Raw genomic sequence first — 19,272 nt, forward strand, 5'->3', positions numbered from 1 at the left:
CACGGAAGTTAAGCGCTTCAGCGCCGAAAGTAGTTGGGGGTCTCCCCCTGTGAGGATAGGACGTTGCCAGGCCAACGCGAAAGACGATCGAGCATCCGCTCGGTCGTCTTTTTTATAGATTTTATTTATAATTTTGCTTCCTTGACGGTATATATAATCTATTCCCGAACATTAACAACGAAAAGCAAATAGAACGAACACAATTCTGAACTTTCTGAACATCGTGAATTGAATTGCACTTTCGAGCTATACCTGTTACCATTACAGAAATATTTCGAAACAAAGATTCGGGTCCGATAGAGAAAGGGGCAATTGATTTTTATGTGGGAAAACAAGTTTGCAAAAGAAGGATTAACGTTTGATGACGTCTTACTCGTACCGCGCTTTTCAAATGTCTTGCCAAGAGATGTGGATTTAAGCACTAAACTTTGCGAAGGTCTTGAGTTAAATGTTCCAGTCATCAGTGCTGGTATGGATACTGTCACAGAAGCACCGATGGCCATTGCGATGGCGCGTCAAGGCGGCTTAGGGGTCATTCATAAAAACATGTCGATGGAGATGCAGGCTGAACATGTCGATCGCGTTAAACGTTCAGAGAACGGCGTCATCACGAATCCGTTCTATTTGACGCCGGAGCGTCAAGTATATGATGCAGAGTACTTGATGAGTAAATACCGTATCTCGGGAGTCCCGATCGTCAATTCAGAAACCGAGCGTAAATTAATCGGGATTTTGACAAACCGTGACCTTCGCTTCATTAAAGATTACTCGACGGTGATTGCAGATGTCATGACGACGGAAAACCTTGTTACGGCAAAAGTAGGGACGTCACTTGAAGAAGCTGAGCGCATCCTTCATCAACATCGGATTGAGAAATTGCCGCTCGTCGACGATTCAGGCGTATTGAAAGGTCTCATTACAACAAAAGATATTGAGAAAGTCGAACAATTCCCACATGCTGCAAAAGACAAACAAGGTCGTTTGCTCGTAGCAGCTGCCGTTGGTGTCACGAAAGATGCCGCATCACGTGCTCAAATTCTTGTTGATGCAGGTGTCGATGCATTAGTCGTTGATACGGCTCACGGACACTCAGCCGGTGTCATCGAGAAAGTGAAAGAACTTCGCGACATGTTCCCGACGCTTCCAATTATCGCTGGAAACGTGGCAACAGCTGAAGCAACACGAGCTTTGATTGAAGCCGGAGCATCGGTCATTAAAGTCGGTATTGGTCCAGGATCAATCTGTACGACACGTGTTGTCGCCGGTGTTGGTGTACCACAAATCACAGCAGTATATGATTGTGTCACCGAAGCTAGAGAACACGGTGTCACAGTTATCGCTGATGGCGGAATCAAGTATTCTGGTGATATTGTGAAAGCTATTGCAGCTGGAGCTCATGCCGTTATGCTTGGTAGCCTTCTCGCAGGTGTGAAAGAAAGCCCAGGAGAGATGGAAATCTATCAAGGTCGTCAGTTCAAGACGTACCGTGGAATGGGTTCTGAGGCTTCGATGAAACGAGGCAGCCAAGATCGCTATTTCCAAGAAGCCGATAAAAAGTTCGTACCAGAAGGTATTGAAGGACGCGTCGCTTATCGTGGTGAACTAGCCGATACTGTCTATCAACTCATCGGAGGCCTTCGTTCAGGAATGGGTTATTGTGGGGCTGCCGATATCCGTGCGCTACGTGAGGATACTCAGTTTATCCGCATGACTGGGGCTGGGTTACAAGAAAGTCACCCTCACGATGTCCACATCACTAAAGAAGCTCCAAACTATTCACGCTAAACAACAAGCCGTTGTCTCTAAATTAGAGGCAACGGCTTTTCGTTATCATTTTTTTGACTTGGCCACGAGAATTACAGTACCACCATCGTCCTGTGCAGGTAAGCTGACGGTCACTTTCCCATCTCGTTTGACGACGTAATGACGTCCGCTATAGCGGTCGACGAGCGTCGTTTTATGCTTGAGTTTTGTCTGGAACGTGATCGTTCGTTTGGCTTCTGTCGTGTTCAAGGCCACGAGAACAGAGTCTTTGCCGTGCTTCCGTTCAAAGACAGAGTATCCAGTGGCAGAACCACCAGCAACGACGGCACGCGTTCCTTTACTAAATACTTTTGAATAGTCGGCACGAATATTGAGTAGCTTTTGGTAATGCGTATGCATCGCTTTACCTTCTCCTTTGACTCGTTTCCAGTCGAAGTCATAACGGTTTTCATTGAACTCGCCCTTATCCATATCCAACGCATGTTTTCCGGACTGTCCAACCTCTTCACCATAGTAGATGACAGGCTGTCCTTTCGCCGTCATTTGAAGCGAGGCGGCGACCATATGCTTCCCTTCATCGCCTCCAGCACGTGATACGAGGAAACCGTCCTCGTCATGGCTGCTAAGGAATTGTCCGAGTGTCGCTTCATTCGAGAGTTGCGTGTTGCGATATTGAAGCGCGCTCTCGACATCATCAATGTTCCCGTTGATGAAACGTTCGGCCTGATACTTGAAATCAAAGTCGAGAAGTGAGTCCATCTGGCCACTCTGTAAGTAACCGCCCGTGTTGTTCACACTTGCACCGTAATGTTCGCCAATCATTTTGAAGTCCGGTTTGATGGCCGTCAATTCGTTTTTGAACGACTTCCATGTTGTAGAGTCGACGTGTTTGACCGTGTCGACGCGGAAGTAATCGATGGTGTTTCCTTTTTTCGTTTTCGAGCGTTTAATCCAATCCGTCTGCCATTTGACGAGTTGTTCACGGACGGCAGCCTCTTCGGTCTTAAAGTCCGGTAATCCTGAAAGAGACATCTTCAAGTCATCGCCATCGACCGGATTCGAACGAATCATGCCGTCGAACGCTTTGCGCTCTTGATCGGTTGGGAAGTTTGTGGCGCCCGTGTCTACAGCTCCTGGTTCCATCCCGTAGCCAGGGTGGTTCAAGACGACGTCGACCATAATCTTCATACCGCGAGCATTCGCTTCGTCAATCAGACGATGGAATGCTTTCATATCGCCGAGATGCTCATCGAGTTTTTCGAAGTTTTTCGCCCAGTATCCATGATAGCCATACTGTGATCCATCTTTACCGTAGCGAAGATCCCAATCGATATTATCGACAATCGGTGTAATCCAAATCGTATTGATGCCTAGTTTATCCAAGTAGTCGAGTTTCTTCGTCACACCGGCAAAGTCGCCGCCGTGATAAGACTCAAGATGGTCTTGGTCATAGTATTCACCGTTCGGGTTATTGTTCGTTTTATCCCCATCGTAGAATCGGTCGGTCAGCATGAAGTAAATCCGTGCCTCATCCCAATCGAACTCTTGCTTGTCCTTCATCGAGACCGGTCGGACCGTTAACGATGTTTTCGTCTTATGGACGTTACCGTATTGATCAATCGCAGTAATCGTTAAGAATTTATTGCCCGGTTTGACGGTATCTTTGACTGCAATCGTCTGCTTGTTGAGGGCCGGGTCGACTTCTAGTTTAGCTGGTCCACCAAGAGGACGTGCATCGATGAACAGTTGACGCAGCTTGACGCCTTTTGGCAACGTCGGCTTCACCTGGACGACCGCGTTTTCGCGAGAACTGAGGGCTTTCGGTGCCACGCTTGCCGCTAGTTTAACGTTTGGACGACGATACTCGACGCTCGAAGCCTCGAAGTAAGGATCCTTCACTTCGTTCGTGACGTCATCTTTTGTGACAAGGAACGTATAATCATGTTTCCCTTCCGGTAATTTGACCGTATGGCGGAACCATTCATTTTTGGCTTCGTAAGTCATCGGGTACGTCGTGCCATTGACTTTTAATGCGACACTGTCGATTTCATCGAGTTGTCCCGCTTCATACAACGCTTTGTCACGGTAGAAGAACGTGACGGCACCATCTTCAAACAAGGGTCCTTGAATCGTCGGTGCTTGATGGAACGTCCCTTTGCCGCTCTCGACGACGACTTTCGTCACCCGGTCGCTCCCGAGTTTCACATAGCGGTCTTCTCCGTAACCATCTTTCACGGCCCAATCCGTGCCTTTGCGGATGACAAAACCGACATTGGTTGCATCTTTTCCGACTGGGATTCGGAAGATGGCGCCGTCTTCGGTGATTTTATACGGGTCAACTTGACCGTCTTTGGCACCCGTGCTCCACGTCCATAAATTCCAGTCCGTGTAATCGTTGTCGGCCCGGACGTACAACATCTCGATGTAGCGTTGTGTTTTCCACGGATCGGCGATTTCAGTGATGGTTTTAAATGACGTCGTCAATGCCGGCAACGTGGTGTTCGATAGATTTCCTTTCACAGCACCCGCGGGAAGGGTCGCGGTATACGTTTGATTCAAGTCGAGTGCTTCGGTCGGTGTGACGGTCACGGTCGATCCACTCGCTTCAGCCGTGAACGGTACAGCTGTCTCGCCATTCATCAAGCTGATGTTCGAAGCATCTAACGACACAGGTTCATTGAACGTCCATGTGATTGGGGATTTGATTTCCACTTGTTCCGATTGATTGGCCGGCGTGACCGCTGTCACTTCGAGTTGACTGACCGTCTCGACACCGCTCAACGTGAAGGCTGGGCTATATACCGATTGTGTCGACGGAGTCGCCGAAACGTTCCAACTATCGGCGACTTTATTGGCCGCATTGCTTGGAATCGTGTCGAACGCACCGTGCTCGGTAGCGTTATTCCCGCTGAGTACCGTGAGGACCCGAACGGTATCATCATTGTTTAGACCAAGCAGGGACAATGGAATTTTGCCTTCAAAGCCTTTCGTGCGATCAATGGCAAACGAGGCGCCGTTTAAGTTGCTCAAGTTTGCGAGCGGCGTGGATTTTCCTGCTTCATACAGAGCGGCTTCTTTTACTGACGTGTCGCCATCGACGCGAAGTAAAATATGATACTGTGGTTTTTTATCAGTTTGGCTGAAGTTGAACGGATGGCCGATCGGGTTTGTCGCTACGCCTGAATCTTGTTCGTTGATTTGGAGGGCGATATTTATGTACTGACCATTGTCGCCCCAGTTCGGGACGTTGTTCGCATCCACATAAAAGTAAAGGTTACGCGCATCGTTCTGCAGATAGAGGTCTCCTAAATCGAATCCTTGCCAACCCGCCTGTGGGGATGTGGCGAGCGCTGGCGTGTTCGTCCAATCCGTTTTTAAGCCATCAATCGAGATTGTCGCAGGCTCGGCCAATGCGTTCATCGGAACGCCGGCTTGGATGAGGAGAACGGATGATAACAATAACGTGGTCGTCTGTCGTGCCGCTTTTTTCTTCATAAAGCACCTCTTTCATGGAATGTGTCGTCTACAGGGCAACGAATTGTCGAAATTGCGCAAACGGTTTCAGGAATAGTTTAGCTGAATATGTAAGCGCTCACAATACATTTTTTTAAAAATAACAAAAACGCCTATCGGTTAGAGAGGCGTTTGGTTCACGAAGCGTCCTTTGACAATCAAACGTTCGGTCGCATCGAACGTGCATGTGACGAGCGTAATCGTCGGTTCTGTTGTCGGGTCGAGCACGTCGACCCGTGTCGGGGGAACTGTCTCAAGCGAAGTAACTTCGTATTCGAACGTATGTGTCATGTCGGTCAAGTAGATGGACATGCCGATGTCGATGATGTGAAGCGGACCGAACAAGGCGGTCGGGCTTTGCGTGTAGTGTCCCGCAAGTGCATAGTTTCCAGTTCCCATTCGCTGGTCCGGGTCCATCGTTCCGGCCCCGACAGCCAAGTTCTCATTGTCGAGCCCATATAAGATCGGGAGCTCGAGCTCGACATCTGGAATCGAAATGAGTCCAATGGTCGGTAAATCATGAAACCGATTGCGCACAGTGAGAAGTTGTTCCCATGACAACGGCTCGACGTTTGAAAACTCAAATTCACCGGCTTCTGGCTGTCTCGGTTGAATTTCGGCGGTCACTTGTTGACTGTTCCATGCCGTGAGTTGGTCTTTCCACCACGATTCGGATAACAGGAGTGTACCAATTAACAAAAGGAGCCCACCGACGACGTAGCGTGACCGTTTCATCCATCTCTTCCTTTCTCAATGTTCCAACACGACATGAGCGCACTGACAGCAGCGGGTAACGTTTCTTCGGATAAGGCGGCAAATCCAAATAAAAACTGAGGAATCGTGTCGCTTGATTCGATACGATAGTCTGTCATCGCGTTGATGCGGATATTCGAAGCCTCGGCCAATCGTTTCAATTCTTCACTCGTTTCGCTGGTATGAACAGACAGGACGACGTGAAGACCAGCGCTCGCCCCCGTGACGGAGACAGTCGGTTCGTACGGTTTGAAGGCGGCGATAATGATTTCAAGTTTCCGGCGGTACGTCTTCCGCATCCGGTTCAAGTGTTTCTCAAAATCACCGGTCGCCATAAATTCGGCCAACGTATGTTGTTCGAAACGGGGGACACTGCACGTAAAGTGACGGTAGCGCTCCCGGTATCGATTCAGCAGCGGAGGCGGGAGTACCATATAACCGATTCGCAAGGAAGGCATCAATGATTTAGAGAATGTGCTCAAATAAACGACCCGCTCGTTTTGATCCATGCTTTGCAAAGACGGAATCGGTTTGCCGCTATAACGGAATTCACTATCGTAATCATCTTCAATCACATACATCTGCCGCTCCGATGCCCAGTTGAGCAGACGTTGACGCCGACTGACCGATAGAATGGTCCCGGTCGGAAATTGATGGGCCGGTGTGACATAGAGGGCATCAATGGATGCTTGCTCCACCAGGTCGACACGAACGCCGCTCTCATCGACAGGAAGCGGGATGAACGTCCGCCGTTGGTGCGCGAACAGTTGACGAGTCAGCGGATAACCGGGATCCTCGATGCCAAACGTCGTAGTATCCGGTAACAGTTCTAACAATTGAGGCAAAAGTTGCTCGGTTCCCGATCCGACAACGATTTGTTCGGGAGAACAATGCACACCGCGCGAATGATAGAGATAGGTTGCAATCTCTTGGCGAAGGACGAAATCGCCTTGGACAGAGCCGAGTGACAGCAAATCGTGATGTTCTTCCGAGACGACTTGTTTTAAGTGCCTGCGCCAACGTTCAAATGGGAAAGCGGTCGTGTCGATTTGACTCGGATACAAGTCGAACTCATATGTTTTTTTCACCGGGAGCGGTTCGATAACGCTACTGCTACTGCCGCGCCTAACGTACAGTTCTTCTTGCGGTAACACGTAGAAGCCTTTGCGTGGCAACGATTCGACGTATCCTTCCGCGAGCAGTTGAGCGTAGGCCAGTTCGACTGTCGTTTGCGAGACATCTAAAAAGTCGCCTAACTTTCGTTTGGATGGGAGTTTCGTCCCGGTGGTGAGGGTGTCATCGACGATGGCTTGCCGAATGTGTAGATAGAGTTGTTCATATAACGGGACGCTCGAGTCAGCCTCGAGCGAGAACGTGAGCATATCCATGATGTGTCCTTTCTGTGGTCAGCCAAAGAAAAAATATAGCACGAATCCGATGACGAGCGAGACCATTCCCGTTTTTCCGAAAAAGCTGCGCTCCTGCGCGTCGTCACGACTGTTCCATTGATCCATTCCATCATCTCCTTTAATCTTTAAAACATTCGAGAATCGAGAAATGAAGTCCTTTGTTCGAACTGACCACTTTAAAAAATATAAAACTGGCACTTTCAATATAGTCAAATCAATTTATACTTGCAAGTAGACTAGCTTATTGGAGGGGATCCATTTGGAAAAGAGACAAGTAGGGACAGACAAAGTAAAACGTGGTATGGCCGAGATGCAAAAAGGTGGCGTCATTATGGACGTCATCAACGCGGAGCAAGCCAAAATTGCTGAAGCAGCAGGTGCAGTTGCCGTCATGGCACTCGAGCGCGTACCTTCAGATATTCGCAAAATGGGCGGTGTTGCTCGTATGGCCGACCCGACAATCATTGAAGACGTCATGGGTGCGGTATCGGTACCGGTCATGGCGAAGTGCCGGATCGGTCACATCGCTGAAGCACGTGTCCTTGAATCAATGGGGGTTGATTTCATTGACGAGAGTGAAGTATTGACACCTGCTGACGAAGAGTTCCATCTCTACAAACGTGACTACAAAGCACCGTTCGTCTGTGGCGCGCGCGACCTTGGTGAAGCATCACGCCGCATTGGGGAAGGTGCAGCGATGATTCGGACGAAAGGTGAGCCGGGAACCGGCAACATCGTCGAAGCGGTTCGTCACATGCGTACCGTTCAAGCCCAAGTGAAACGATTGCTCTCGATGAGCATCGACGAAGTGATGACGGAAGCACGTGATCTTGGTGCCCCGTTTGAAGTACTCATGCAAATCCGTGAAGCGGGTCGCCTCCCGGTCGTCAACTTCGCAGCAGGCGGAATTGCGACACCAGCCGATGCGGCACTCATGATGCACCTCGGAGCGGACGGCGTCTTTGTCGGATCAGGAATCTTTAAGGCGGAGAACCCTGAGAAATTCGCCCGTGCCATCGTTGAAGCTACGACGTACCATGATGACTATGAGCGCATCGCGCACTTGTCGAAAGGACTCGGCGAAGCGATGAAGGGACTCGACGTCCGCACGCTCAAACAAGAAGAACTCATGGCACCGCGAGGTTGGTAAGATGACCACGATTGGTGTACTCGGAATGCAAGGTGCAATTCGCGAACACGTTCACATGCTCGAAGCACTTGGTGCGAATACACTCGTCGTCCGCTCGGTCGATGACTTAAATCGAATCGATGGACTCGTCTTACCGGGTGGGGAGAGCACGGCGATGCGTCGCCTACTCGATCGGTACGAGTTGCTCGAGCCGTTACGTGAGAATACGGAGTTGCCGATGTTCGGAACGTGCGCTGGTTTGATTTTGCTCGCGACCGAAGTCGAAGGATATGATGCGCACTTGCGTAAAATCCCAATGACGGTCAAACGGAATGCGTTCGGACGACAAGTTGATAGCTTTGAAGTCGATTTGACTGTTAATGGAATCGATGACGCTGTCGAAGCGGTGTTCATTCGAGCGCCGCAAGTCGCATCGGTCGAAGCGAGCGTTGAGGTGCTCGCCGAGGTCGAGGAAGCGATTGTCGCGGTTCGGTATGACAAGTATATGGCCTGCTCGTTCCACCCGGAATTGACGGACGACTTGTCGATGCACCGCTATTTCTTGGACATGGTTGAAGCGACGAAGCGACAACTCGCCTGATTGAAAGGCTCTCTAGCAAATAGGGAGCCTTTTTCATGTGTTTTTTTGCTACACTGTAACGAGATACGTATAGAAAGGGGCAAGACCGTGAGACAAAGATGGATCGGAAGGATGCTCGTTTGGGCAATCCTTTTAAATATGATCGTGCCGACGGATGCATCGGCGGCACCTAAAGTTGATGCGACCGGCGCGATGCTCGTGGACATGACGACGGGACAAATCCTGTTCTCACAAGAAGAGGACGCGATGCTTCCTCCGGCATCAATCACTAAGCTGATGACCGCTTTTCTCGTCCGAGAAGCCATCGAAGCAGGTGACCTCAGTTGGAGCCAAGAAGTGACCCCGAGCGACAAGGCGTTGGCGCTGACCCGAAAACCAGGATTGGCTCGGATTCCGCTCGTCAATAAACCGTACACGGTGAAAGAGCTATACGACGTGGCGTTGATTCGTTCCGCGAACGAGGCAGCGGTCACATTGGCCGAGGCCGTCTCTGGTTCGGAAGGGGTATTCGTAAAGAAAATGAACGAACGGGCGACCGAACTTGGCATGACCCAAACGACGTTCGCCAATGCATCGGGACTTGACTCTGTGTCAGCGGGACGTCCAGGGGAGAATTTGACATCGGCCAATGATTTGATGATGCTAGCTTTGGCGTATTTGACGAAGTTCCCGGAAGTGCTCGATGTGACGAAACAAGCGTATGTTGATATCGATGGAGTCCGATTTGAAGCGACGAACCGGATGCTCGCTGGTCGTGATTTAGCCTATCCGGGTATGCTTGGCTTTAAAACGGGCACGACCGACGATGCCGGTTACTGCTTTATCGGCGTGTCGACGCGAGATGGACGTACCGTGTTATCGGTCGTTCTCGGAGCGAAGACCGATCAAGGGCGCTATACTGCTACAAAGGCGCTTCACGACTATGCCTATGGCGATTTCGTCTTGACCCCTATTTTACGGACTGGTGAAATCGTCCCGGCGACGCTGCATGTCGCTGAAGGTACAGTCGAGTCGGCAAAAGTGCGCACGACGTCAGCTTTTGAAGTACTTGTTGAAAAAGGACAGGCCGTACCCGAACCAACGTATGACCTTCCTGATACAAAAGCTCCAATTGCGGCCGATCAACAGGTCGGGACCGTCACCATCGAGCCTTCCGGAAGCGTCCGGTATCTAGATGGTGAACTTCCACCTAAAGGAACGCTCGTCGCGGCCGAACCGGTCGAGATGGCGTCGTTTTTGACACGCATGACGCGTGCCTTCTCGGACTTTTTAGATGAGATTCGACTCGTGCTCGGAAAACTGAGTCTTGTCGATAGAGTTGAGATGTTGTAAAGTAAAACTAATTCAATGACAGATGCAATGATGGGGAAAAGTACGTTACGGTCATCTACTGACAGAGAGCTAGTGGTTGGTGCAAACTAGTGGGATGATGTAACCGAATCGGCCTCGGAGCATTGGCTTGGAAACAAGTCACGTTACGCACACGTTACGTGCATCGAGTGGCCCGATTTCGGGCAACGAGGGTGGCAACGCGGATCCAAGGTGGTTCGTCCCTTTCCTACGGGAAAGGGGCGTGCCACCTTTTTATGTGAAAAAAGGAGGAATAACGAATGTTAGACATTAAACGATTACGAACAGATTTTGAAGAGATTAAAACGAAGCTAGCTCATCGCGGCGAGGATTTGAGTGCGCTCGATCGTTTCCCGGAGCTAGAAGAGAAACGCCGCAACTTGATCAATGAGGTCGAAGTGAAGAAAGCGAAACGAAATGAAGCGACGAAGCAAATTGCGGAATTGAAACGCAATAAGCAAGATGCGGATGGACCGATTCTCGAGACCCGCCGTCTCGGGGATGAAATCAAATTACTCGATGAAGAATTGCGTGAAGTCGAGGCCGAGTTGAACTTGATTCTCCTCAGCATCCCGAACATCCCGCACGAATCAACGCCAATTGGCGAAACGGAAGACGATAACGTCACGATCCGTGAAGTCGGAACAAAACCGACGTTCGAATTTGAACTCAAACAGCATTGGGACGTCATGGAAGACTTGAAAATCGTCGATGTGGAACGAGCGGGTAAAGTGACAGGCAGCCGGTTTGTCTTTTATAAAGGTCTCGGCGCACGTCTCGAACGTGCCCTCATCAACTTCATGATGGATATGCATGCCGATGAACATGGCTATTCTGAAGTGCTTCCTCCTTATATGGTCAATCGAGACGCGATGACCGGGACGGGACAACTTCCTAAATTTGAGGAAGACGCATTTAAAGTGGCGGACACGAACTACTTCCTCGTACCGACGGCAGAAGTTCCGGTGACGAACATGCACCGTGAGGAGATTATCGCTGAAGACCAACTTCCAATCACGTATACAGCGTATAGCGCTTGTTTCCGTTCAGAAGCAGGATCAGCCGGACGCGACACGCGTGGGCTCATTCGTCAGCATCAGTTCAACAAAGTCGAGCTCGTCCGGTTTGTGAAACCTGAAGAGTCTTATGAACAACTCGAACTCTTGACGGGCCACGCTGAAGAAGTGCTTAAGCGTCTTGGTCTCCCATATCAAGTGCTCAGCATGTGTACGGCAGATCTCGGCTTCACAGCTGCGAAGAAATATGACATCGAAGTGTGGATGCCGGCGCAAGGGATGTATCGTGAAATCTCATCTTGTTCGAACTTTGAAGACTTCCAAGCACGCCGGGCCGGAATCCGTTTCCGTCGCGAAGCGAACGCAAAACCTGAATTCGTCCATACACTCAACGGTTCTGGCCTCGCAGTCGGACGGACTGTCGCTGCGATTTTAGAGAACTTCCAACAGGCTGACGGTTCAGTCGTCATTCCGGAAGTATTACGTCCATATATGGGCGGCATCGAGAAAATTGAAATGCCTCAGTAATGAACAAATAATCCCGTCTGAACCGTATCGTTAAGACGGGATTATTTTCGGTTTTTTTAATGTTTTTTCACAAAAGGGTTTGACATCTGTCTGCCAAGTTGGTACTATAAATCATGTCGAGCGAGATGTTTGCTCACCAATTGTATATGAGCTTTGGAGGTGTACCCAAGTGGTTTAAGGGAACGGTCTTGAAAACCGTCAGGGGTGTAATAGCCTGCGTGGGTTCGAATCCCACCACCTCCTCCACTTTCTTTTTTTTACACTTTTTTAAGCCTGGAGTTGTACCCAAGCCCGGCTGAAGGGGACGGACTCGAAATCCGTTAGGAGTCGTAAGGCTCGCGTGGGTTCGAATCCCACCAACTCCGCTTGTTTTGGCATCTGCATGGGCAGATGCGTTTTTTTATGGTCGCAGACTCCGGTCTGCGGCTTTTTTGTTTGTGTCAATCTAGCGAAAATCAACTAATTCGTTAATCAATCGGGAATCTTAATCATATAGACTGTGATGGCGCAAAAGGAAGGAGAGGAGCGTCATGGATTGGATTGACGTATATATCGATGAGGTCATACGGCACGTTCCACCGAAGCGGCGTGAGGAAGCCGCTGCCTCGGTTCGGCAATCGATTGAGTCAGCGTTGCCCGAACAACCGTCTGAGGCAGACGTGAAACGGGTGTTAGCAGAGATGGGGCATCCGGCCGTCGTGGCCGCGCGTTATAAGGAAGGGCAGTATGTCATCGGCCCACGTTTTTTCCCCGTGTATGTGACTGTCGTTAAGCTTGTCGTTCCAATCGTCTTAGCTGTCGTTTTCTTTGGGCTTGTATTCGCTAGCATGCCGACGTTCTCAGGACCGCTTATGCCGACAGTCGGCACCTTTTTGACGAACATGTTCGATGCGTTATGGGATGTTGGGATTCAACTCGTGTTTTGGATTACGCTTATCTTCTTTTTGATTGAGCGCTATGCACCTGATAATGTGCCGGCGCCAGACATGAAGTGGGATGTGTCTAAGCTGAAAGAACGGGTGAAGGGCGGTCGAATCGGTAAATTTGATGCGGGATTCGGATTATTTTGGACAGTGGTTTGGTTTGGGGTGTATCTCAACGCCGAACGCTTGCTAGGAATCTATGAATCGACGAGCGCTGGTTTCGCGATGATCACGCCAATCTTCAATCAGTCGTTCTTACTAGAAGTGATTTTGTTGTTCGTGACCGTCATTTTGCTTCAAGTCGTACTCGGGGTATGGAAATGGATCAAAGGGCATTGGACGTATGCGCTCGCTTCGTTTAATTTGGTTTATAATCTCGTCTCGGCCACGTTCATCATTTGGATGGCGAGTTCTCCGCAGTTGTTCGATTCACGCTTTTTGAATTGGCTGGAGACGAATGTCCCGAATGGGGTCAATTCGTTTGGATGGGTATTCGGTTTGGTCGTGGCCATCACGATTGTGGCAGCCGTATTCGATTCCATCGATGGATTCCGAAAAGCTCGGAAGACACCGACGTATCGGAAATCTCATATCGCCCACACATAAAAAGAAGGTGCACCGCTCAAGTGAGCAGTGCACCTTCTTATTTATCTGACTTTCGCTTCGCGAGCGATCGTCAATTGTTTCTCGATTTTCTCAAGGATAAGTTCGACCGAGTTCGGGTCGTTAATCAAGTCATACTCTTCGATTGAGAGACGAAGTACCGGGCAAAGATTGAAGTTGTTGATCCACTCCGTATAGCGTTCGTACATTTCTTCCCAATACGTGATTGGTGTTTGTTGCTCCATCTCACGTCCGCGCATTTGAATGCGGTCGAGCACTTGCTCGAACGAACCTTCGAGATAGATGAGCAAGTCAGGATGTGGGAAGAACGGAGTCAGCACCATTGCTTCAAACAAACTCGAGTACGTCTCGTAGTCGGTTGGAGACATCGTCCCTTTTTCGTAGTGCATTTTGGCGAAGATGCCTGTATCTTCATAAATCGAACGGTCTTGGATGAAACCGCCGCCGTATTGGAAAATCTTCTTCTGTTCTTTGAAGCGTTCCGCCAAGAAATAGATTTGGAGGTGGAAGCTCCAACGCTCGAAGTCATGATAGAATTTATCGAGATAAGGGTTCGTATCTACTTTCTCAAGTGAAGTGCGGAAGTTGAGGGCGTCGGCAAGTGAGTTCGTGATTGTCGATTTACCGATTCCGACCATTCCACCGATCGTGATGATCGTGTCATTCGGAATGTTATATTTTTCATTCAGCGTCATTTGATTTGTGCTCCTTTAGTCAATTCTAATTCACGTTCGATCGTTGCGAGGACGTGCGTCAAATCATCCGGGTTTTGGACGAAGTCGAGCTCATCTCCACTGAACGAAAGAATCGTCACTTCGGGGTGTGTCGCGCGGTATGATTCGATAAACGTTTCATAATCGCGGGCGAGCTGTTCGAGGTAGTCGCGAGACATATTCTCTTCTACTTCACGTCCACGCAAAGCGACACGTTTCATCAACGTCTCGATGCTGGCGTGTAAGTAGATGACGACATCAGGCTTGGGCATATCGTGTGTCAAAATCTTGTAGATTTGCTCATACTTGTTCAAATGAGCTGGTCTCAGGGAACGGTGGGCAAAAATCAAGTTTTTGAAAATATGATAGTCCGAAACGACGGATTGCTGTTGACTCAAGTGGTGTTTGTGGATATCGTCTAATTGCTTGAAGCGATTGCAAAGGAAAAACATTTCCGTTTGAAAGCTCCATTCGTCGATATCTTCGTAAAACTTGCCGAGAAACGGATTCTCTTCTACAATTTCATTCAGCATCTGCATTGAAAAGTGCTGACTGATGATATGGGCCAGTGACGTTTTCCCGACACCAATCGGTCCCTCTACCGTTATAAACATATGATGTCATCCTCCATTATCCAAAGTGCAAGTTCCATTCTAGCATACAATGAAGTGGATAGGGCGAGCGAAATGATTTTCATTTTTTTTCATAATAAGTGATCAGAAACGGAGTGTGTATATGGAACGAGATGAACGATTTATGAGGCTCGCCATAGAAGAAGCAAAGAAGGCGGAAGCAATCGGCGAAGTGCCGATCGGATGCGTCATCGTTAAAGGTGATGAGGTGATTGCCGCGGGTCATAATCGCCGAGAAACGGACTTATTGGCCGCGGCCCATGCCGAAATGATTGCGATTGAACAGGCGAACCAGGCGCTCGGCAATTGGCGTTTGGAAGATTGCGAACTGTTCGTCACGTTAGAGCCTTGTCCGATGTGCGCGGGGGCCATCGTGCTGTCTCGTGTGAAACGTGTCATCTTTGGTGCCCATGATCCGAAGGGAGGGTGTTGCGGTACGCTCATGAACCTCGTTCAAGACGAACGCTTCAACCACCAAGCCGAAGTGACGGAGAATGTTTTAGCAGAAGAATGTGGCGAGTTGCTGACAGTCTTCTTCCGAAACCTCAGAGAAAGGAAGAAGCAGGCGCGGCTTGAACAGAGAGGTTGCAACCCATCTGATTAAACAGTATAATGTAATAGCACTCAACGTAGTGCCTAACTTCATTTACCCATTTGCCGTGCTAGGCGGGGAGGTAGCGGTGCCCTGTAACTCGCAATCCGCTATAGCGAGACTGAATTCCGATTCGAGGGAGTGCATTGGTGTGGTCTGTCCTCGTGTAAGTGGCGTTGACGTCTGAGTCCTGCGCAACGGTCACCCATGAACCAGGTCAGGTCCGGAAGGAAGCAGCCTTAAGTGGTGACGTACCGTGTGCCGCAGGGGTGCTTGGGCCGAGCAAACTGCATGAGTAACGCACATTGACGTGCTTTCAGAAATCGGTGCGCGGCAGATTTATTTAATAACTTCAATCTACGGCCCCAGGGTTGTAGATTTTTTTGTATGATGAAATAGAGAATGTAAGGAAGAAAGGAGGCGGGGACATGGCGTATCAAGCGTTGTATCGGGTTTATCGTCCGCAGTCGTTCCAAGAGGTTGTCGGTCAAATTCATATCACACGTACGATTCAAAATGCGTTGCTTGAAGAACGAATGTCACATGCCTATTTGTTCTCGGGTCCACGAGGGACCGGTAAGACAAGTTTGGCGAAAATTATCGCGAAAGCCATCAACTGTGAGACAGCACCCACACGAGAACCGTGTAACACGTGCCCGACTTGTATTGCCATCACGGAAGGGACGAGCCCGGACGTGTTTGAAATCGATGCGGCTTCAAATAATGGGGTCGATGAGATTCGAGAAATTCGGGATAAGGTCAAATATCCGCCTTCTCAAGCGCGTTTCAAAGTATATATCATTGATGAAGTGCACATGTTGTCGACCGGTGCCTTCAATGCGTTGTTAAAAACGTTGGAAGAACCGCCGGCGCATGCCATCTTTATTTTGGCGACGACGGAACCGCACAAAATCCCGGCGACGATCATCTCACGTTGCCAGCGTTTTGATGTGAAACGGCATGAAGTCGGTCAATTGCAAACACGTATGGCATATATCTTGAACGATCAAGATTATGACTATGATCCGGAGGCGCTCAAGCTGATTGCCCGTGCTGCCGATGGCGGGATGCGCGATGCACTCAGCCTACTCGATCAAGCGCTCGCTTTTAGCGATGGCCGTTTGACCGAAGACGCTGTTCTAGAAGTGACCGGCGCGGTAACGGATGATGCTCTACTTGATATGGCTTATGGCTTACAACAGAAGCAACTCGATCAAATTTTGAGTACGTTGGAAACGATGCTTCGTGAAGGTAAAGATTTAAAGCGATTCATTGAAGATCTCGTATTCGTTCATCGTGATGCTTTACTATTAAAGGCTTCACCTCAAGCCGTTGATTTACTCGAACGCGCCCGTCCGACAGAGACGTTCCGACAATTTGTTGAAGCGACATCGACGGACGAACTGTTCCAAGTGATTGAAGAGTTGAATGACTGTCAGCAACAGATGCGATTATCAAACCATCCGAAAGTCTTAGTTGAGTTAACGTTTATTCGGATTGCCGAACAAGGACGGACGATGACAGAGCAGATGAAACAACTTCAAGAGCAGGTCCGTGAACTGAGTCGCGAGTTGAATGAAGTCAAGAAAACGGGTGTCCCTGCAGCGGAAGCAACAGCGGAGAAACCGAAAGTTGCCAAGCGAACTCAAATTCGAGTCCCGAAAGAACGCATTCGTCAATTATTGCAACGAGCGGAACGCCAACACTTAAACGCAATCCGTGATAGTTGGGAAGACATCATGGGGAACATTCGCACGCAAGATGGTCCGATTTTTGCACTGTTCTATGAGAGTGAGGCTGTGCTTTGTGCTAGTGACACCTTACTGGTACAATTTAAAGATGGGATGACGTGGCATTACGAGCAGGTTAGCTCGAACGGTCGCACGCGAGACGTGATTGAACAAGCCTTATTCGAAGTGACGGGGATTCGTCGAGAAATCATGGCTGTACTCGAGACCGATTGGGTTGAGTTGAAGAATGAGTTCATCCTTCGTAAACAAGCTGAACGTTCGGATCATAAGGAAGAGGAAGTGGAGGAAGAAGATCCACTTGTCTCAAAGGCCCTCGAACGTTTCGGTGACGTCGTTGAAATTGAAGAAGTTTAAAAGGAGGCGCTCTACATGCGTGGAATGGGAAACATGAACAACATGATGAAGCAAATGCAGAAAATGCAGAAAGATATGGCGAAAGCTCAAGAAGAATTGAAAGACTTAACGGTCGAAGGTACAGCAGGCGGCGGCATGGTTAAAGTGGTCGTTAGCGGACATAAAGAAGTGCTTGATGTCATTATTGCTGAAGATGCTGTAGATCCAGACGACGTCGAAATGTTGCAAGACCTTGTGTTGGCGGCGGTCAACGACGGGATGAAACAAGCTGACCAACTAGTTAATGATAAAATGGGACGTTTTACGCAAGGGATGAACCTTCCAGGTTTTTAAGTGAAGAAAGGAAAGATGCGAGTTGCAATACCCTGAAGCGATCGGACGTTTGATTGAAAGCTTTACAAAATTGCCGGGCATTGGTCCGAAAACTGCTATCCGTCTAGCGTTCCACGTACTTGATATGGAAGAAGACGATGTATTGACGTTCGCTAAGGCGCTTGTCAGTGCTAAGCGTGATATTAAATATTGTACGGTGTGTGGACACATTACAGATGTGGATCCATGTGCCATTTGTACAGATTCGCATCGTGATGAGACGGTAGTCTGTGTCGTTCAAGATTCTAGAGATGTGATTGCGATGGAGAAGATGCGAGAGTACCGCGGGAAGTATCATGTCTTGCATGGGGCGATTAGTCCGATGGAAGGAATTGGTCCTGAAGATATTAACGTCTCGAGTTTGTTAACACGTCTCCAAGAAAATGAAGCGATTAGTGAAGTCATTTTGGCAACTAACCCGAACATTGAAGGGGAAGCGACTTCGATGTATCTATCTCGACTTTTAAAACCGACCGGTATCCGTGTAACGCGTCTTGCTCACGGGTTGCCCGTGGGTGGCGATTTGGAATATGCGGATGAAGTGACATTATCTAGAGCGATGGAAGGTCGACGGGAACTATGAAGTGGTTTCGTAAACCTTTACGCTATGGTTACGATCAAAGGTTTTTGTCGGAGTTGTTAGATGCTAAGGCAAAGTACGAATCGAAACGTCACATTCTTGAAGTGAGCATCGAAGATACCGGTGAGTTAGCAGCCCAAGTGAAACAAGCGGAAGCCCTGTACTTCTTTTATTTGAAAGAAGCGAAGCGACGCAATGTTTCACTGTCTAACTTGAGGTCGTGAGGCGAGATATTCTATCTCGCCTTTTTCTATGCTGAATCACGTTAGGCTATACCGATTATTTTTTCTCTATATAATGAAGGAACTAGAATTATATCTCGAGATTTAATCTGGTAGAGACAAGATATGAAAAATAATTTAAAGTTTTTCTGAAAAAGCTATTGTGCAATTAAAGTTTTATTGATATATTAATAGACGTCGCCGAGAGCGGTTTTAAAAATCGAAAAAAAGATATTGACTTCCAGTTAATAGCTTGTTAAGATATTTAAGTCGCCAAGAAACGACAGACGAACTTTGAAAACTGAACGATGAGGCAAAAAAGTTTTACAATGTTTGAATGAAGCGCAAGCTTCGTCATTTTTTAAAGAGCTATATCAAATTCTTTGGAGAGTTTGATCCTGGCTCAGGACGAACGCTGGCGGCGTGCCTAATACATGCAAGTCGAGC

General features: G+C 48.8%; 16 protein-coding genes, 2 tRNA genes, 1 rRNA gene, 1 other RNA gene and 1 other annotated feature. Of the genes, 15 read left to right on the plus strand and 5 right to left on the minus strand.

The features are described 5' to 3' along the window. The first annotated feature begins 321 nt into the window (after nucleotides 1-321). Nucleotides 322-1,785 carry an IMP dehydrogenase gene (gene guaB / locus KNP72_RS15295; RefSeq protein ID WP_214720479.1) on the plus strand — a complete coding sequence of 488 codons (1,464 nt, stop codon included), beginning with the start codon at nucleotides 322-324 and terminating at the stop codon, nucleotides 1,783-1,785. Between the two features lie 45 nt (nucleotides 1,786-1,830). On the opposite strand, the gene KNP72_RS15300 is transcribed toward guaB, so the two are convergent. The 3 genes from KNP72_RS15300 to pdxR all read right to left on the minus strand — a co-directional run bounded on the left by KNP72_RS15300 (nucleotide 1,831) and on the right by pdxR (nucleotide 7,418). Beyond that, nucleotides 1,831-5,259 carry an alpha-amylase family glycosyl hydrolase gene (locus tag KNP72_RS15300; protein WP_214834350.1) on the minus strand — a complete coding sequence of 1,143 codons (3,429 nt, stop codon included), beginning with the start codon at nucleotides 5,257-5,259 and terminating at the stop codon, nucleotides 1,831-1,833. A 138-nt stretch (nucleotides 5,260-5,397) separates the two neighbouring features. Beyond that, nucleotides 5,398-6,012 (minus strand): class A sortase, encoded by a 615-nt coding sequence (locus KNP72_RS15305; RefSeq protein ID WP_214834353.1) that lies wholly within the window; start codon nucleotides 6,010-6,012, stop codon nucleotides 5,398-5,400. Then, a complete protein-coding gene (gene pdxR, locus KNP72_RS15310) occupies nucleotides 6,009-7,418 on the minus strand; it encodes a MocR-like pyridoxine biosynthesis transcription factor PdxR (protein ID WP_214834356.1) in 1,410 nt (469 codons plus the stop codon). The genes KNP72_RS15305 and pdxR overlap by 4 nt, the downstream gene beginning before the upstream one ends. A gap of 280 nt (nucleotides 7,419-7,698) precedes the next feature. Here pdxR and pdxS point away from each other — a divergent pair, with 280 nt between their 5' ends. The 7 genes from pdxS (at nucleotide 7,699) to KNP72_RS15345 (ending at nucleotide 13,592) form a co-directional block, all read left to right on the plus strand. After that, nucleotides 7,699-8,589 carry a pyridoxal 5'-phosphate synthase lyase subunit PdxS gene (gene pdxS / locus KNP72_RS15315; RefSeq protein WP_021066746.1) on the plus strand — a complete coding sequence of 297 codons (891 nt, stop codon included), beginning with the start codon at nucleotides 7,699-7,701 and terminating at the stop codon, nucleotides 8,587-8,589. 1 nt (nucleotide 8,590) lies between these two features. Then, nucleotides 8,591-9,169: a pyridoxal 5'-phosphate synthase glutaminase subunit PdxT gene (gene pdxT / locus KNP72_RS15320; protein WP_131473012.1), complete on the plus strand. Its 579-nt coding sequence runs from the start codon at nucleotides 8,591-8,593 to the stop codon at nucleotides 9,167-9,169. A gap of 111 nt (nucleotides 9,170-9,280) precedes the next feature. Then, nucleotides 9,281-10,501, plus strand: a complete 1,221-nt coding sequence (locus KNP72_RS15325) for a D-alanyl-D-alanine carboxypeptidase family protein (RefSeq protein ID WP_251129061.1) — start codon at nucleotides 9,281-9,283, stop codon at nucleotides 10,499-10,501. Between the two features lie 18 nt (nucleotides 10,502-10,519). Continuing rightward, nucleotides 10,520-10,727: a binding site (T-box leader), on the plus strand. A 52-nt stretch (nucleotides 10,728-10,779) separates the two neighbouring features. After that, nucleotides 10,780-12,063 (plus strand): serine--tRNA ligase, encoded by a 1,284-nt coding sequence (serS, locus tag KNP72_RS15330; RefSeq protein ID WP_214720482.1) that lies wholly within the window; start codon nucleotides 10,780-10,782, stop codon nucleotides 12,061-12,063. A 155-nt stretch (nucleotides 12,064-12,218) separates the two neighbouring features. After that, nucleotides 12,219-12,309, plus strand: a tRNA-Ser gene (locus tag KNP72_RS15335). Nucleotides 12,310-12,338: 29 nt separating this feature from the next. Continuing rightward, nucleotides 12,339-12,428: transfer RNA gene (locus KNP72_RS15340), tRNA-Ser, on the plus strand. 165 nt (nucleotides 12,429-12,593) lie between these two features. Next, nucleotides 12,594-13,592 carry a hypothetical protein gene (locus KNP72_RS15345; protein ID WP_214834359.1) on the plus strand — a complete coding sequence of 333 codons (999 nt, stop codon included), beginning with the start codon at nucleotides 12,594-12,596 and terminating at the stop codon, nucleotides 13,590-13,592. Between the two features lie 41 nt (nucleotides 13,593-13,633). Here the strand turns inward: KNP72_RS15345 and KNP72_RS15350 are convergent, their stop codons facing one another. Then, nucleotides 13,634-14,305, minus strand: a complete 672-nt coding sequence (locus tag KNP72_RS15350; RefSeq protein ID WP_214720484.1) for a deoxynucleoside kinase — start codon at nucleotides 14,303-14,305, stop codon at nucleotides 13,634-13,636. Then, a complete protein-coding gene (locus KNP72_RS15355; RefSeq protein WP_029596452.1) occupies nucleotides 14,302-14,937 on the minus strand; it encodes a deoxynucleoside kinase in 636 nt (211 codons plus the stop codon). The genes KNP72_RS15350 and KNP72_RS15355 overlap by 4 nt, the downstream gene beginning before the upstream one ends. Before the next feature lie 121 nt (nucleotides 14,938-15,058). Between KNP72_RS15355 and tadA the strand changes: the two genes are divergently transcribed. The 7 genes from tadA to KNP72_RS15390 form a co-directional block, all read left to right on the plus strand. Then, entirely contained in the window at nucleotides 15,059-15,559 is a 501-nt protein-coding gene (tadA, locus tag KNP72_RS15360; protein ID WP_214720485.1) for a tRNA adenosine(34) deaminase TadA, read from the plus strand. Nucleotides 15,560-15,612: 53 nt separating this feature from the next. Continuing rightward, an RNA gene (gene ffs, locus KNP72_RS15365) (signal recognition particle sRNA large type) lies at nucleotides 15,613-15,881 on the plus strand. Between the two features lie 94 nt (nucleotides 15,882-15,975). Then, complete coding sequence (gene dnaX / locus KNP72_RS15370) at nucleotides 15,976-17,652, plus strand: DNA polymerase III subunit gamma/tau (protein WP_021065287.1); 1,677 nt, start codon at nucleotides 15,976-15,978, stop codon at nucleotides 17,650-17,652. Between the two features lie 15 nt (nucleotides 17,653-17,667). Continuing rightward, nucleotides 17,668-17,985, plus strand: a complete 318-nt coding sequence (locus tag KNP72_RS15375) for a YbaB/EbfC family nucleoid-associated protein (RefSeq protein ID WP_021065286.1) — start codon at nucleotides 17,668-17,670, stop codon at nucleotides 17,983-17,985. A gap of 22 nt (nucleotides 17,986-18,007) precedes the next feature. After that, entirely contained in the window at nucleotides 18,008-18,607 is a 600-nt protein-coding gene (gene recR / locus KNP72_RS15380; RefSeq protein WP_021065285.1) for a recombination mediator RecR, read from the plus strand. Then, complete coding sequence (locus KNP72_RS15385; RefSeq protein WP_021065284.1) at nucleotides 18,604-18,828, plus strand: YaaL family protein; 225 nt, start codon at nucleotides 18,604-18,606, stop codon at nucleotides 18,826-18,828. The genes recR and KNP72_RS15385 overlap by 4 nt, the downstream gene beginning before the upstream one ends. A 377-nt stretch (nucleotides 18,829-19,205) precedes the next feature. Beyond that, nucleotides 19,206-19,272: ribosomal RNA gene (locus tag KNP72_RS15390) — 16S ribosomal RNA — on the plus strand; the annotation flags it as partial.

It is taken from the genome of Exiguobacterium sp. s152 (assembly GCF_018618335.1).
GTDB lineage: Bacteria > Bacillota > Bacilli > Exiguobacteriales > Exiguobacteriaceae > Exiguobacterium > Exiguobacterium chiriqhucha.

Excerpts from the sequence above, each read along its gene's own strand:
- guaB (WP_214720479.1), top strand. The coding sequence starts at position 322 with ATGTGGGAAAACAAGTTTGCAAAAGAAGGATTAACGTTTGATGACGTC.
- KNP72_RS15300 (WP_214834350.1), bottom strand. The coding sequence starts at position 5,259 with ATGAAGAAAAAAGCGGCACGACAGACGACCACGTTATTGTTATCATCC.
- KNP72_RS15305 (WP_214834353.1), bottom strand. The coding sequence starts at position 6,012 with ATGAAACGGTCACGCTACGTCGTCGGTGGGCTCCTTTTGTTAATTGGT.
- pdxR (WP_214834356.1), bottom strand. The coding sequence starts at position 7,418 with ATGGATATGCTCACGTTCTCGCTCGAGGCTGACTCGAGCGTCCCGTTA.
- pdxT (WP_131473012.1), top strand. The coding sequence starts at position 8,591 with ATGACCACGATTGGTGTACTCGGAATGCAAGGTGCAATTCGCGAACAC.
- KNP72_RS15325 (WP_251129061.1), top strand. The coding sequence starts at position 9,281 with ATGCTCGTTTGGGCAATCCTTTTAAATATGATCGTGCCGACGGATGCA.
- serS (WP_214720482.1), top strand. The coding sequence starts at position 10,780 with ATGTTAGACATTAAACGATTACGAACAGATTTTGAAGAGATTAAAACG.
- KNP72_RS15345 (WP_214834359.1), top strand. The coding sequence starts at position 12,594 with ATGGATTGGATTGACGTATATATCGATGAGGTCATACGGCACGTTCCA.
- KNP72_RS15350 (WP_214720484.1), bottom strand. The coding sequence starts at position 14,305 with ATGACGCTGAATGAAAAATATAACATTCCGAATGACACGATCATCACG.
- KNP72_RS15355 (WP_029596452.1), bottom strand. The coding sequence starts at position 14,937 with ATGTTTATAACGGTAGAGGGACCGATTGGTGTCGGGAAAACGTCACTG.
- tadA (WP_214720485.1), top strand. The coding sequence starts at position 15,059 with ATGGAACGAGATGAACGATTTATGAGGCTCGCCATAGAAGAAGCAAAG.
- dnaX (WP_021065287.1), top strand. The coding sequence starts at position 15,976 with ATGGCGTATCAAGCGTTGTATCGGGTTTATCGTCCGCAGTCGTTCCAA.
- KNP72_RS15375 (WP_021065286.1), top strand. The coding sequence starts at position 17,668 with ATGCGTGGAATGGGAAACATGAACAACATGATGAAGCAAATGCAGAAA.
- KNP72_RS15385 (WP_021065284.1), top strand. The coding sequence starts at position 18,604 with ATGAAGTGGTTTCGTAAACCTTTACGCTATGGTTACGATCAAAGGTTT.